Origin of the sequence: Actinokineospora sp. PR83, from assembly GCF_021056305.1 — a bacterium.
Classification (GTDB): Bacteria; Actinomycetota; Actinomycetes; order Mycobacteriales; family Pseudonocardiaceae; genus Actinokineospora; species Actinokineospora spheciospongiae.
The window spans coordinates 38,886-53,274 of record NZ_JAJCXD010000051.1 but is presented as its reverse complement, the minus strand read 5'-3'; the positions used below and the strand labels follow the sequence as shown (position 1 = coordinate 53,274).

At 73.2% G+C, this 14,389-nt stretch carries 9 protein-coding genes and 1 pseudogene; 8 read left to right on the top strand and 2 right to left on the bottom strand.

Going from position 1 to position 14,389, the window contains the following annotated elements:
• Window positions 1-208: pseudogene (locus L6E12_RS18570) on the top strand (RNA helicase); the annotation flags it as partial.
• Between the two features lie 777 nt (window positions 209-985).
• On the opposite strand, the gene L6E12_RS18565 reads toward L6E12_RS18570, so the two are convergent.
• Entirely contained in the window at window positions 986-4,564 is a 3,579-nt protein-coding gene (locus tag L6E12_RS18565; protein WP_236229184.1) for a carboxypeptidase regulatory-like domain-containing protein, read from the bottom strand.
• A 263-nt stretch (window positions 4,565-4,827) separates the two neighbouring features.
• Between L6E12_RS18565 and L6E12_RS18560 the strand changes: the two genes are divergently transcribed.
• Both L6E12_RS18560 and cobA read left to right on the top strand, forming a co-directional pair.
• Entirely contained in the window at window positions 4,828-5,334 is a 507-nt protein-coding gene (locus tag L6E12_RS18560) for a winged helix-turn-helix domain-containing protein (protein ID WP_236229183.1), read from the top strand.
• Between the two features lie 48 nt (window positions 5,335-5,382).
• A complete protein-coding gene (cobA, locus tag L6E12_RS18555; protein ID WP_236229182.1) occupies window positions 5,383-6,606 on the top strand; it encodes a uroporphyrinogen-III C-methyltransferase in 1,224 nt (407 codons plus the stop codon).
• Between the two features lie 40 nt (window positions 6,607-6,646).
• Here the strand turns inward: cobA and L6E12_RS18550 are convergent, their stop codons facing one another.
• The gene (locus tag L6E12_RS18550) at window positions 6,647-7,570 is read right to left on the bottom strand and encodes a helix-turn-helix domain-containing protein (RefSeq protein ID WP_236229181.1); all 924 of its coding nucleotides are present in this window, start codon (window positions 7,568-7,570) and stop codon (window positions 6,647-6,649) included.
• Window positions 7,571-7,978: 408 nt separating this feature from the next.
• On the opposite strand from L6E12_RS18550, the gene aspS reads away from it, so the two are divergent.
• The 5 genes from aspS (at window position 7,979) to L6E12_RS18525 (ending at window position 14,353) form a co-directional block, all read left to right on the top strand.
• The gene (gene aspS / locus L6E12_RS18545; protein ID WP_236229180.1) at window positions 7,979-9,769 is read left to right on the top strand and encodes an aspartate--tRNA ligase; all 1,791 of its coding nucleotides are present in this window, start codon (window positions 7,979-7,981) and stop codon (window positions 9,767-9,769) included.
• A gap of 4 nt (window positions 9,770-9,773) precedes the next feature.
• On the top strand, window positions 9,774-10,718 hold the full coding sequence (locus tag L6E12_RS18540) for a DUF389 domain-containing protein (RefSeq protein ID WP_236229179.1): 945 nt from the start codon (window positions 9,774-9,776) through the stop codon (window positions 10,716-10,718).
• 200 nt (window positions 10,719-10,918) lie between these two features.
• Window positions 10,919-12,148 (top strand): hypothetical protein, encoded by a 1,230-nt coding sequence (locus L6E12_RS18535; protein WP_240013166.1) that lies wholly within the window; start codon window positions 10,919-10,921, stop codon window positions 12,146-12,148.
• 36 nt (window positions 12,149-12,184) lie between these two features.
• Window positions 12,185-13,282, top strand: coding sequence for an alanine--glyoxylate aminotransferase family protein (locus L6E12_RS18530; protein WP_236229178.1), 1,098 nt, complete (start codon window positions 12,185-12,187; stop codon window positions 13,280-13,282).
• A 21-nt stretch (window positions 13,283-13,303) separates the two neighbouring features.
• On the top strand, window positions 13,304-14,353 hold the full coding sequence (locus L6E12_RS18525; protein ID WP_236229177.1) for a zinc-binding dehydrogenase: 1,050 nt from the start codon (window positions 13,304-13,306) through the stop codon (window positions 14,351-14,353).
• Window positions 14,354-14,389: the final 36 nt, after the last annotated feature.

The window sequence follows — 14,389 nt, the reverse complement described above, 5'->3', positions numbered from 1 at the left end:
CACCGCGGGCGGCTCGGGCCGCGCGGGCGCCGCGGCGGGCTCGGCACGCACCGGCACCGGCTCCGGTCGGACGGGCTCCGGCCGCTCGGGCGGCTCCACGCCGAGGGCCGCCGAGCCCCGGACCGAGTCCCCCGGCCAGGGCGGCCAGAGCAGCAGCGGCGGGGCGGCGGCCTTCTCCGCCCGGTCCGGCTCGGGCCGCAGGCGCTAGGACCCGCCCCGAGGCCGCTTCACCGGCGCAGCGGCCAACCGGGCACCCCGGCCCCCACCGGCACAGCCACCCAGCCACCCCCGAAACCGCCCGCCCGCCACGCCGAACCCCATCGGTGCGGCGGTGGGCAGCCTTGGGAACCCGGTGGTCCTGAACCCGGTGGCCCGGCGACGCCGAGCCTCACCGGTGCGGCGGCTGAACGCCCTGGAAACCCATGGCCCGGCGCCCGGCAACGCCGAACCTCACGGGCCCGGCAGTCGGCCGCCTTGAAACCGGCGGCCCGGCCACCGGCGGTACCGAACCCCACTGGTGTGGCGGTGAGCCGCCCTGGAAACCGCAGGCCCGGCCACCAGCCGCCCCAACCGGGCGCAGCCGCCAGCCACCTCCTGCCACCGGCGGCCCGGTGCCAGCCACATCACACCCGTCGGCGCAGCCACCGGCCACGTCGAACCCCACGGGCGCAGCCGCCGACCACCCTCGCAACCGCCGGCCTGGCTAAGCCCCTGCCCGGGTGGGTGGATGTGTTTGGTCGGGGGTGGCGATCATGTGCAAGCCTGTCCTGGCGGTGGGGCATCCCTTCAGCCCCACCCTGTCACGCTGGGCCACATGATCGCCGTAGGGGCCCCGGCCAAGCACATCCACCCAGCCGGGCACCACCACCAAACCCGGGCTGACGCACCCAAAGCTGCGCCCCCCACGTCAATTCGTCCACAATGGATCGAAATGGAAAGGCCCCTCCCGGCACCAGCCGGAAGGGGCCTCCCCATCACACCATGACTACGGCAGTGCCCTGTCCGGCCGATGGGTCAGCCGGATCGAGTTGACCACCGGCGGCTGCTTGCCGCGCAACGCCGCCAGTTCCACCGAGATCGACCCGCCTTCCGGCACCGTCACCCAGAACTCCCGGGTGTCGGCCGTGAGCGTCCCGACGGTCGCGGCGATGTCGTGGTTCGCCAGGACCTTCGTGCCGTTGAGCGACACGTCGAACACGCGCTTGCCCGCGACGATCGTGGGCTTCAGCTCCGCGAACGACAGCTCCACCTGGTAGGTGCCCGCCGGGAGGGCGTCGAAGCGGTAGCCGCCCGCGCTTTCCCGCTGGGTCTGGAAGAGGGTGTCGTCCTCGGTGCCCTCGATGGCCTTCTTGGTGGTGACGACCGGGCCGTTGCTCAGGTAGCCGTAGCCGCCCGGGGTCCAGGCGCGGTCGGCGACCCAGGAGTCCGCCGCCCGGTCGGTGTGGCCCGTGGTGGCGCCGACGTCCACGCCGGTGCGGTAGGCGGGGACCACCAGGGTGACCGGGACCACCAGCGTGGGTGTGCGGCCCGCGTTGGTCGTCAGGGTCACCGCGGCCTGGTGCACGCCGGGCAGCAGGCCGGTCGGGTCGACCCGGACGGTGATGTCCTGCTGCTGGCCCGGCTTGAGGGTCGCCGACCCCGGTACCGCCCACGCCCACGGCGCGTTCGAGGCCAGGGTGTAGTCGAGCGTCAGGTCGCTGGTGCTCTTGAGGGTCACCACCGCTGTGCGGAGCTGGCCGGACTGGCCCAGGAACGTCAGCGGTGCGGTGGGCAGTTCGGCCCGCGGTGTCTTCAGCGCGAAGTTCACGGTGAGGTCGCCGGACACGGTGATGTTCTTCGTCTGGGTCGCGTAGTTCGGCTTCGTCACCTCCACGCTGTAGGTGCCCGCCAGCAGGCGGGCCCGGTAGCGGCCGTCGGCGTCGGTGGTGAGCTTCGCCGTCTCCACGCCCGCCTTGAGGACCCGGACGGTCGCGCCGCTGATCGGCGCCTTGTCGTTGGCGTCGGTCACCCGGCCGGTGGCGATGCCGGTCGGCGGCAGCTTGAACCGGATGGACTGGCCGTCGGCCAGGGCCGGGGCGTTGAGGGAGTACTGCAGCGCCACGGTGCCGGTCGCGTTCTCGATGCCGACGGTTGCCGACGCGCCCCGCTCGCGGGTGCTGTTCGGGTCGATCCCCCGGTAGCGCAGGGAGATCTCGCCGCTCTCCGACAGCACGACCTCGAAGTCCACCCGCGTGGCGGTGGCCTGGTAGAAGGTCGCGTTGCGCCACTCCACGACGAACTCGCGGTTGGGCGCGGTGCCGGTGGTCTTGGTCGCCACCCGGCTGGTGGAGTCGATCAGCAGGTCGTCCCAGAACGGGTAGATCGCCGCGTTCGGCGCACCGCCCGCCGGGAGCGCGACGTTGGAGTACGCCGTGCTCGACGCCAGGAAGTTCAGGTGGCCGTTGGTGGAGGCGAACGCCTGCGTGTAGTTGTTGCCGTAGAAGAAGAAGCTGAACGGCAGCGGCACGGCGACCGACGAGTCGTCCCCGGCCAGCGCCAGCGGGGTGTCGCCCTCCACGTACGGCGCGGTGTCGAGCACGCAGTGGTTGCCGAACGAGTCGGTGCGGCTGGGCAGGGTGAACCCGACCACCTCGTCCCCGTCCACCACGACGTCCTTGGTCTGCGGGTCGGAGCAGCCGCCCGCCGACGCCGTGATGCGGTGGCTGCCCTCGGGCACGTTCGGGACGGAGTACGCCCCGGCCGCGTCCGTGGTCACCGCCGGGATCGGCGTGGACAGGACCTGCACGGTCGCGTTGGCGACCGGGCCGCCCTGCGCGTCGAGCACGGTGCCGGACACGGTGTGCCGGGCGACCGGGGTCAGCACGACGTCGCGGGTGACCGTCTGGTCCTCGGTGACCGTGGCGGTCCCCGAACCGCTGCCGTAGCCGAACGCGGACACGGCGACGGTGTAGTCGCCCACCGGCAGGACCGAGCCGTAGGCGCCGGTCGCGTCGGTGGTCAGCGTGCGGTTGCTCGGGCCGGTGACGACCACGGTCGCGCCCGCGACCGGTGCGCCGCCCGCCGCGTCGGTGACGTGGCCCGCGAGCGTGCCGACCGGGCCGCGCGGGGAGCGGTCGACCGCGGCGAACGCGTCGAGCTTGCCCTCGCCCCAGACGTTGTTGTCCGCCGCGGTGCCGCCGCAGGCGGTGTCGTTGACGTCGGTCGCGGACTCGTCGAGCAGTTCCTGCGTCCGGGTGATGTCACCGACCAGCGACGGTGCCGCCGACCACATCAGCGCCACCGTGCCGGAGGTGTGCGGTGCCGCCATGGAGGTGCCGCTGTTGAGCTCGTAGCCACCGCCGGGCACCGACGAGCGGACGTCGTCGCCCGGGGCGGCGATGTTCGGCTTCACGTCGCCGTTCTCGCCGGGACCGCGGCTGGAGAACGACGCGATGGCGCCCGCGGAGTCGAACGCCCCCGAGGCGTAGGACTCCGTGTTGTCCCCGGGCGAGCCCGCGGTGTTGCACGAGGGCCCGGAGTTGCCGTTGGAGAACGACGGGAAGATCCCCGCCGCGCGCCAGGCGTTGACGGTGTCGCGGTACCACGGGTCGATCGTGGCGCCGTTCGACGAGCCCCAGGAGTTGTTGACCACCTGCGGGCGCAGGTCCGGGCGCGGGTCGGCGCCGGTCAGGTCGGTGGGGGCGAGCATCCACTCGCCGGAGGCCAGCAGCGAGGTGTCCGAGCAGCCGTTGGTCTCGCAGCCCTTCGCCGCGATCCAGCGGGCGCCGGGGGCGACGCCGATCTGGTTGCCCGCGCCGTCGTCGCCGACCATGGTGCCCATGGTGTGCGTGCCGTGGCCGTTGTTGTCGCACGGCGCCGCGCTCGGGCAGATCTCGGCCGGGTCGAACCAGCTGTGGTTGTGGTCGAAGGTGCCGCCGCCGGAGTTGCCGCGGTACTTGCCGACCAGCGCCGGGTGGTCGAATTCGACCCCGGAGTCGATGTTGCCGACCACGACGCCCTCGCCGCGCACGCCGAACTGCGACCAGACGTCGTCGGCGTTGATGGCCGCGAGGCCCCACTCCACCGAGTTCACCTCGGCAACGGCCTGGCTCGGCAGCGGCTTGGGCAGCTCGTAGGTGCGCGCGGGCAGGATCGACCTGACCTCGCCGTGCGCGGCCAGCGCGGTGGCCAGTGCCTCCGAGCCGTTGTGCACGCGCAGGGCGTTGGCGATGTAGAACGGCTTGTAGTCGACCTTGGCGGCGTCCAGTTCCTTGCGGACGGAAGCCTGGCTGCGGTCGGCGGTGGCGCGCAGCGCGTCCACCACCGCCTGGCCGCGGGCGTTCCAGTCGGCGACGCGGGAGGGGCCGCTCAGGTCGGCCTTGTCGGTGAAGGAAACCCAGAAGTCGGTGCTGTCCTTGGCGTCGAACGCCGCGGCGACCGTCGTGTCGATCTTGTCGTTCGGGGACGGCGCGGCGGGTGCGGCGACCGCGGGCACGGTGAGCGCTCCGAGCAGGCCGAGCACGGCGGAGGTCAGGGTCAGGGCGGTCCGGCCTCGTGGTCTGCGCCGGTGGTGACTTGCTGACAAGATGGGACTCCCAACTCGCGCGGCAGGGTTCGCGCGTGACCACCGGTAGTCGAGTGCTGACTTTCCGGTTCCCCCTGACGCTGCCTGATCGGGAGCGCCAAATGAAGGCGCGAATCCGGGCGGTATCGGGTCTTTTGTCGGGCGGCGACCGGTTTCTGCCCGGCTGCTGCCTGGATCACACCCCTATTCCTGTAACGGCGCGACCCCTATCGGTGACGTTCTTGTCAGTGAATGCCGAACTCGGCAGTGGGGGGTGGTGACCGGTGGAAACCGGGAACGTGCTGGAGCGCTTGGACGTTCCATTGGTCCTCTGCGTGGGGACGAGCGCCGAGCAGCTGGCCGCGATCGCCGAGGCCACCCAGGGGCGCGCGGCCGTGCTGTACCTGCCGGACCAGCGGGCGCTGCGCACCGCCCTGGACACCACGATCGCCGAGGCGCCACCGCTGCTGACCGCGCACCCGGTCGTGGAGCACGGCGGCCTGCGGCTCGACCCGGGCTCGCGCTCGGCCACCTGGCACGGCGCCCCGCTGGCGCTGTCGGCCCGCGAGTTCGACCTGCTGTCCGCCCTGGCCGGGGAACCGGGTCGGGTGTGGACGTTCGCCGAACTCACCACGCACGTCTGGGGCAGGCCGTACGTGGGCGACACGCAGGCGGTGGTGTCCGCGGTCAAGCGCTTGCGCCGCCAGTTGCGCACGGCCGCGGCCGACCTCGGCGTCGAGTCCGTGCGCGGCGTCGGGTACCGCGTCGGGGTGCCAGGTGGGTCACACTGATCGGGCACCGCGGGTGGTGATCGGGGCCGGAACCGTCATGCTGTCGGAATGAGCGAGCAGCACTACCTTGTCGGGCTCGACCTCGCGGGCCGCCGCGTCGTCGTGGTCGGCGGCGGCATCGTCGCCCAGCGCCGCCTGCCCCGCCTCGTCGGCTCCGGCGCCCTGGTCGAGGTCGTCTCGCCCGAGGCCACCCCGTCGGTGGAGGCCATGGCCGACTCGGGCGAACTGGTCTGGCACCGGCGCGAGTACCGCCCCGGCGACCTGTCCGGCGCCTGGTACGTGCTGTGCTGCACCTCCGACACCGCGGTCAACGTCGCCGTCGCCGAGGAGGCCGAGCGGGTCCGGGTGTTCTGCGTGCGCGCGGACGCGGGCAGCGAGGGCAGCGCCGTGACACCGGCCAGCGGCGAGTACGAGGGCCTGCTGGTGGGTGTGCTCGCCGGTGGGGCGCACCAGCGCTCGGCGGCCGTGCGGGACGGCCTGCTCGACGCCCTGCGCGAGGGCCGGGTGCCCGACGGGGCGCGGACGCCGGAGCTGCCCGGGGTGGCGCTCGTCGGCGGCGGGCCCGGCGACCCGGAGCTGATCACCGTGCGCGGCAGGCGGCTGCTCGCCCGCGCGGACGTCGTCGTCGCCGACCGGCTCGGCCCGCGCGAACTGCTCGACGAGCTGGCGCCCACGGTCGAGGTGATCGACGCCGCCAAGATCCCCTACGGCCGCGCCGCCACCCAGGACGCCATCAACGACGCCCTCATCACCCACGCCAAGGCGGGCAAGTTCGTCGTCCGGCTCAAGGGCGGCGACCCGTACCTGTTCGGCCGCGGCTTCGAGGAGCTGATCGCCTGCGCCGAGGCGGGCGTGCCGGTCACCGTCGTCCCCGGCATCACCTCGGCGTTCTCGGTGCCCGCCGCCGTCGACGTGCCGGTCACCCACCGCGGCGTCGCGCACGAGGTCGTGGTGGTCTCCGGGCACATCGGCCCGGACGACCCCGCCTCGCTGACCGACTGGGACGCGCTGGCCCGGCTCGGCGGCACCATCGTGATCATGATGGGTGTGGACAAGCTGGACAGGTTCGCCGCCGTGCTGATCGCGGGCGGGCGGCCGGGTGACACCCCGGTGGCGGTGGTCCAGGAGGGGACCACGCGCAACCAGCGGGTGCTGCGGTCCACTTTGGACCGGGTGGCGGCGGACGTGGTCGACCGGGGGATCCGGCCGCCCGCGGTGACGGTCGTCGGTCCGGTGGCGGGACTGGCGGGGGAACTGGTCGGCCGGGACTAGGACTCCGCGACCCGTCGGGGTGGCCGGGGTCCCGGCCGGGCTAGTCCGGCCACTCCCAGCGGGCGCAGAGGATGCCCGGGCCGAAGTCGAGGGCGACCGCGTGCGCCTTGCCGTCGGCGGTGACCTCCAGCTTCTTGCGGTTGGTCACCTGGTCGTCGGCGTCGAGGGTGTGCTGCTCCAGGTACGCGGGCAGGGCGCGCGGGTCGAACCGCAGCTCCAGCACGAACTCGCGGACCGGCGAGGTGAACTTGCGGCAGTACGCGTCGTCGCCGCGGGAGTACGGGGGGCCGGGGTGGTGCAGGGCGTAGTCGACGATCGTCGTCTCGCCGCGGCTCAGCGGCTGGTCGAGCATGATCTCCGCGGCCATCAGGCCCGCGGTCGGGTCGTGGGCGACCCGGCCGATGCGGCAGTTGTCCCCCGAGGTGACCTCGGGGAAGGGGCGGCCGGGCAGCTCCAGGTCGTAGACCATCAGCGTGCGGTCGGCCCCGTCGCGCTCGGCGCGGAAGACCTGGCGGACCGACACCGCCTTCTCGCCGCGGTCGACCGCGACCTCCATGCGGTCGTGCTGCGAGAGCTTCGTCAGGGCCGAGTCGGTGGTGAAGTCGATGCGCCGCAGCAGGTGCGAGACCGGTTCGCTGTTGCCCCACAGCGCTTCCACGGTCAGCCGGGACGACTCGCGGTTGACCCGGCCGCGCGGCCGGGGTGGGCCGAGCAGGGCGATGAGCGACCCGGTGGGCACGCCGAGGACGTCCTCGAGGTGGCCGAGCGCGGCCAGCGACTCCGCGCGCTCCGGTCGGCGCCTGCCGGACTGCCAGTAGCTCAGCGCGGTGACGCTGATGGACACCCCGCGTGCGCGCAGCCGGTACTGGATGCGGTCGAGGCTCAACCCGCTCGCCTGGATCGCCGACCGCAGCGCCACGGGGAACGCGTCGGCGACGGGCGATTCGGACGGTTCGACCGTCATCGCATGGCGGAGCCTTTCGTTCTGGTGAAGTTCACGAACCGGCTCGCGGGTGACACCGCTACCCATGTTCACTCCCGGGGTTACCGCTTACGCCCTGATAAGCACAGTACGTCCTGGTAGGCCGCATGGGTAGCGCCAGTGTTAATTCCAGGGTGACGGCGTCACTGCCTCCAGTGACAAGATGACCCCAAAGACCTATGGGCTATACCGCCGGACGTTCCAACAATTGCGTCTGAATGGCTCAATACGAAGGTATTGCCACCCCGGGCGGGTTGGCCCCGGGCGCGGGGTTAAACCTGCTCGACGCACGCCGGGGCCCGTTGGCTAGCCTGACCAGCACAGGCGGTGCACGGAGGTCTCCACGACCCCGCACCGCGTCCCACCATCTGGACTAGGAGAACGCGACCCGTGATCCGCACGCACGAGGCCGGAACCCTCCGCGCCGAGCACGCCGGGCAGAGTGTCACCCTCAGCGGTTGGGTGGCCCGCAGGCGCGATCACGGCGGCGTCATCTTCATCGACCTGCGCGACGCCTCCGGGGTGGCGCAGGTGGTGTTCCGCGAGGGCGAGATGGCCGAGCGCGCGCACCGGCTGCGCGCCGAGTTCTGCGTCAGGGTCGTCGGCGAGGTGTCGGTGCGCCCCGAGGGCAACGAGAACCCGGAGCTGCCGACCGGCGCCATCGAGGTGCTGGTGACCGAGCTGGAGGTGCTCAGCGAGTCCGCGCCGCTGCCCTTCCCGCTCGACGACCACCTCTCCGTCGGCGACGAGATCCGGCTGCGCCACCGCTACCTGGACCTGCGCCGCAGCGCCCCGGCCAACGCCATCCGGATGCGCAGCGAGGCGAACCGGATCGCCCGCACGATCCTGCACGAGGAGCGGTTCGTCGAGATCGAGACGCCGACCCTGACCCGGTCGACGCCCGAGGGCGCCCGCGACTTCCTGGTGCCCGCCCGGCTGCGCCCCGGGTCCTGGTACGCGCTGCCGCAGTCGCCGCAGCTTTTCAAGCAACTGCTCATGGTCGGCGGGATGGAGCGGTACTACCAGATCGCCCGCTGCTACCGCGACGAGGACTTCCGCGCCGACCGGCAGCCGGAGTTCACCCAGCTCGACATCGAGATGAGCTTCGTCGACCAGGACGACGTCATCGCACTCGGCGAGAAGATCGCCAAGGCGCTGTGGCGGGAGCTGGCCGGGCACGAGATCGCCGGTGACATCCCGCGCATCACCTACCGCGACGCGATGGCCCGCTACGGCTCGGACAAGCCGGACCTGCGGTTCGACCTGGAGCTCACCGAGCTGACCGAGTACTTCGCCGACACCCCGTTCCGGGTGTTCAAGGCGCCCTACGTGGGTTCGGTGGTGATGCCCGGCGGTGCCGCGCAGCCCCGCCGCCAGCTCGACGCCTGGCAGGAGTTCGCCAAGCAGCGCGGGCACAAGGGGCTGGCCTACGTGCTCGTCGGCGAGGACGGCACCCTCGGCGGCCCGGTCGCCAAGAACCTGTCCGAGGCCGAGCGCGAGGGGCTGGTCAAGGCCACCGGCGCGGCACCCGGCGACTGCGTGTTCTTCGCCGCGGGCAACCCCGCCGACGCCCGGTCGCTGCTGGCCGCGGCCCGGCTGGAGATCGGCAAGCGCTGCGGGCTGATCGACGAGTCCGCCTGGTCGTTCGTCTGGGTCGTCGACGCCCCGCTGTTCGAGGAGGCCGCCGCCGCGCGCTCCGCTGGCGACGTCGCCGTCGGCTCGGGGCAGTGGACCGCGGTGCACCACGCGTTCACCTCGCCCACCCCGGACTGGGTCGACCGCTTCGAGGAGGACCCGGCCAACGCCCTGGCCTACGCCTACGACCTGGTCTGCAACGGCAACGAGATCGGCGGCGGGTCCATCCGAATCCACCGCAAGGACGTGCAGGAGCGGGTCTTCGCGCTCATGGGCATCGACCAGGAGCAGGCCCAGGAGAAGTTCGGCTTCCTGCTCGACGCGTTCTCCTACGGCCCGCCCCCGCACGGCGGCATCGCCTTCGGCTGGGACCGGATCGTCATGCTGCTGGCCGGGGAGACCTCGATCCGCGAGGTCATCGCCTTCCCCAAGACCGGCGGCGGCTTCGACCCGCTGACCAGCGCCCCGGCCCCGATCACCCCCGCGCAGCGCGCGGAGGCGGGCGTCGACTTCAAGCCCGCCAAGCCGGAAGCCAAGCCGGAGTAGGGGCGTGCTGCACCTGCGGGTGGTGTGCCCGGCCGACCGCGTGGACGCCGCGGTCGGCCTGCTGCGCGAGCACCCCGGGGCCACGCACCTGGTGCTGTTCCCCGGGGCCGCGCTCGACCCGGAGGGCGACGTCGTCGAGGCCGACCTGGCCAGGGAGGCCGCCGACGACGTGCTCGCGGGCCTGTGCCGGTTGGGCATCGACCGCGACGGGGGCGTCACCCTGGAGCAGATCGACACCGTGCTCTCCGACGCGGGCGACCGCGCCGAGGAGCGCGCGCCCGGCGAGGGCGCCGACGCGGTGGTCTGGGAGGAACTGGTCGCCCGCTCCGGAGAGGAGTCCCGGCTCAACACCACGTTCCTGGCCTTCCTCACCATCGCCTGCCTGCTCGCCGCGGTGGGCGTGATCACCGACTCGCCGGTCACCCTGGTCGGCGCCATGGTCGTCGGCCCGGAGTTCGGGCCGCTGGCCGCGCTGGCGGTCGGCCTGGTCCGCCGCCGCTGGGACCTGGCGCGGCGGGCCGTGCTGGCGCTGGTCGTGGGCTTCCCGCTGGCCATCGCGGTCACCGCCGCGGGCGCCTGGCTGGGCACCCTGGCCGGGATGTTCGACGCCTCGGCCATCAACGGCGAGGAGCACGTGGCCGACTTCGTCTACCGGGTCGGGCCGTGGTCGCTGGTGGTGGCCGTGCTGGCGGGCGCGGCGGGCATGCTGTCGATGACCTCGGCCAAGTCGGCGGCGCTGGTCGGGGTGTTCATCTCGGTCACCACCGTGCCCGCCGCCGGGTACATCGGGGTGGCGGCGATCCTCGGCGAGTGGGGCAAGGTGTTCGGCTCGGCCGCGCAGCTGGCCATCAACCTGCTCGGCATCGTGCTGGCCGCGGCGCTCGTGCTGGTCCTGCGCCACGGCGTGCGCGCGCCCGGCGACTCGGGCCGACCGCTGTCGGACGGGTGAGCGGCGCGGCCGGGGGCTGCTCCGCACGGGGGGAGCCGTTCGGCCTCACCCGGGTGGCTCGCGGCTGAACCGGGCTTCCTGCCGTCACCCGGCGGCGGTCGTCTCGTTCTGTATCGGTTGACCTCGCTACGGTCGCAGGAAGGCATTCGTGACCATCCGCAGGACGTCGTGGCCGGTGTCCACGGGTAGGGTCGGAGGAGATGAGTGTGGAGATCGCCGCCGATCCACCGGACACGGGCACCGTGGACGGGGTTGAGGCGCACGCCCCCGTCGAGCTGGGCGAGGCCGAGGTGGCCGCCACCGTGCTCGCCGCGGAGTCCGTGCTCGGCAAGCGGTTCGGGGTGCGCATCAGGCTCGCCGACCCCGAGGACCTCGGCGGCAGCAGCCGCTCGATCGTGCTCCGGGTCAAGGTCGCGTCCAGCCCGTTCTCCCTGCCCCGCACGCTGGTGGTCAAGCGCTACGTCCAGCGCACCGCCCCGCGCGACAGCTGGGTGCGCGAGGCGGTCAGCTACCAGCTGTTCACCGCGCTGGCCGCCGAGGAGCGGATGTGCCCGGAGCTGTTCGCCCACGACAGCGACACGAACCTGCTGGTCATCGAGGACTTGGGCCGCGCGCCCACGCTCGCGGAGAAGCTGCACGGCGACGACGCCAGGGTCGCCGAGGGGGCGCTGCTGTCCTGGGCGCGCTCGCTGGGCAAGCTGCACGCCAGCACCGCGGGGCGTGAGGCCGACTTCGACGCCCTGCTGCGGCGGCTCAAGCCGCCCAAGGACAAGGACCCGCTGGCCGTCGACGGCCCGGTCGCCGTCGCCGAACTGCCCGCGCTGCTGCTCGACGGCTTCGGTGTGGCGACCCCGGCGGCCGCGCTGGACGACGCCCGCGCCACCCTCGGCCTGCTCGACACCGGCCGCCACCGCGCGTTCAGCCCGTCGGACTCCTGCCCGGACAACAACCTGATCACCAACCGCGGCGTCCGCTTCCTGGACTTCGAGGGCGGCTGCGTGCGGAACATGATGTTCGACGCCGCCTACCTGACCGTGCCGTTCCCGTCCTGCTGGTGCGCCTACGCGCTGCCCAGGGGCATGGCCGCGGCGATGCTCGCCGCCTGGCGGGCCGAGGTCCGGGTCATGTGGCCCGACCTCGACGACGACGAGGTCCTGCTGCCGAGGCTGTTCGACGCCCAGCTCTTCTGGGTCTGGCTGAGCACCTGGCAGTTCCTCACCGTGCCGGACGTGCAGCAGCTCGGCTCCGGCGGCTCGGTGCCGCGCCCGCACCAGACCGACGTGCTGGTGGCCCGCTGGGCCGACCTGGCCCGCGCCGCCGACCGCATGGGCAAGCAGGCCACCGCCGAGCACGCGGTGACCGTGGTGGCCGCGCTGACCAGGCGCTACGGCCAGCGCGCGCTCCCGGTGTACCCGGCGTTCGACCACTGACCGCTCAGTCCGCAACCGGGTCGTAGAGTGCCGGGCATGGCACTCGTCGACCGCGCCCTGCTCGGACCCGGCCCCTCGAACCCGTACCCGGAGGCGACGGCCGCGCTGGCCGCGCCGCTGCTGGGGCACCTCGACCCGGAGTTCCTGCGGGTCCTCGACGAGACCTGCGCGCGGCTGCGCCGGGTGTGGGGCACCGAGAACGCGCGGACGCTGCCGCTGTCGGGCACCGGCTCCATCGGCATGGAGGCCGCGTTCGCCAACTTCGCCCGACCCGGTGACGTCGTGGTCGTCGGCGTGAACGGCCTGTTCGGCGAGCGGATGGTCGACGTCGCGGGCCGCTACGGCGCCGACGTCGTCCGGGTCGACCACGACTGGGGGCAGCCGGTGGACGTGCAGCGCGTCCTGGACGCGCACCCGGAGCCGTCGATGGTGGCGGCCGTGCACGCGGAGACCTCCACCGGGGTGCGCAGCGACATCAAGGCCCTCGCGCACGCCGTGCACGCCCGCGACCAGCGCGCCCTGGTGCTCGCCGACTGCGTCACCTCACTGGCGGGCATCGAGGTCGACATCGACGCCTGGGGCGTGGACGTGGCCTACTCCGGCACCCAGAAGTGCCTCGGCGTCGCCCCCGGCCTGGCCCCGTTCACCGTCTCCGACCGCGCCTGGGACCGGCGCGTGCAGCGGCCGCCGACGTGGTACCTCGACCTGAACCTCATCGGCGCCTACGTCGACGGCTCCAGCGGCGGGCGCACCTACCACCACACCGCCCCGGTCGCCATGATCGCCTCCCTGCACGCGGCGCTGGGCCGGGTGCTGGAGGAGGGCCTCGACGCCGTCCACGAGCGCCACCGCGCGGCCGGGCAGCGGCTGCACGAGGGGCTCGTCGAGCTGGGCATGGAGCTGTTCGCCGCGGAGGGCCACCGGCTGCCCGAGCTGACCACCGTGCGCGTCCCCGACGGCGTCGACTCGGCCAAGGTGCGCCAGGTCCTGCTGACCGAGTACGGCATCGAGATCGGCGCGGGCGTCGGCGCCTTCGCCAGCTCGGTGTGGCGCATCGGACTCATGGGGCACAACGCCAGGCCAGAGCGGGTGGAGCTGGTCCTCGGCGCGCTGCGCCGCGTGCTGGGGGCCTGATCCGGGCGTAGCGTTCGGACCGTGCGAGCCACCTACCTGCACGGCGAGGGCGACATCCGCCTGGCCGACACCGCCGAACCGTCCGTCCGGCAGCCCACCGACGCGGTGGTCCGCGTCGTCGCCGCCTGCGTCTGCGGCTCCGACCTGTGGGGCTACCGGGGTGTCCGGGGCGCCGACGAACCCCGCCGGATCGGGCACGAGTTCGTCGGCGTCGTCGAGGAGGTCGGTGCCGACGTGCGCACCGTCCGCGCGGGCGACTTCGTCATCGCCCCGTTTGTCGTCAGCGACGGCACCTGCGCGCACTGCCGCAACGGCGTCCACACCTCCTGCGTCAACGGCGGGGCCTGGGGTTCCACCAGCCGCGCCGGGGAAGCCCTCGACGGCACCCAGGCCCAGTACGTCCGCGCCCCCTTCGCCGACGGCACCCTCGTGGCCACCCCCGGCACCCCGGACCCCGCCCTCGTCCCGGCCCTGCTGACCCTCTCCGACGTCATGGCCACCGGTCACCACGCCGCCGTCTCCGCCCGGGTGGCCCCCGGCGATTCGGTCGTGGTGGTCGGTGACGGCGCGGTCGGCCTCTCGGCGGTCCTGGCCGCCGCCCGCCTGGGCGCGGGCCGCATCATCGCCATGTCCCGCCACGCCGACCGCCAGCGCCTGGCCACCCGCTTCGGCGCCACCGACATCGTGGCGACCCGGGGTGAGGAGGGGGTGGCCGAGGTCAAGGAGCTGCTGGGCGGGATCGGCGCCGACGCGGTCCTGGAGTGCGTGGGCACCAAGGAGTCCATGCAGCAGGCCCTCGACTCCACCCGGCCGGGTGGTCGCGTCGGCTACGTCGGGGTGCCCGCGGGCGGCCCGGAACTGCCCGTGGGGCAGATGTTCTCGAACAACATCTCGGTGGCGGGCGGGGTGGCACCCGTCCGGCACTACCTGGACGAACTCCTCGCGGACGTGCTCGACGGGAAGCTCGACCCCGGCCCGGTCTTCGACGTGGAGTACCCGTTGGAGCAGGTGGCCGACGCCTACCGGGACATGGACGCGCGCAAGGTCGTCAAGCCGCTGCTGCGGCCCTGAGACAACCCCGCTCGCCGCAGACCCGGAACAGGTCTG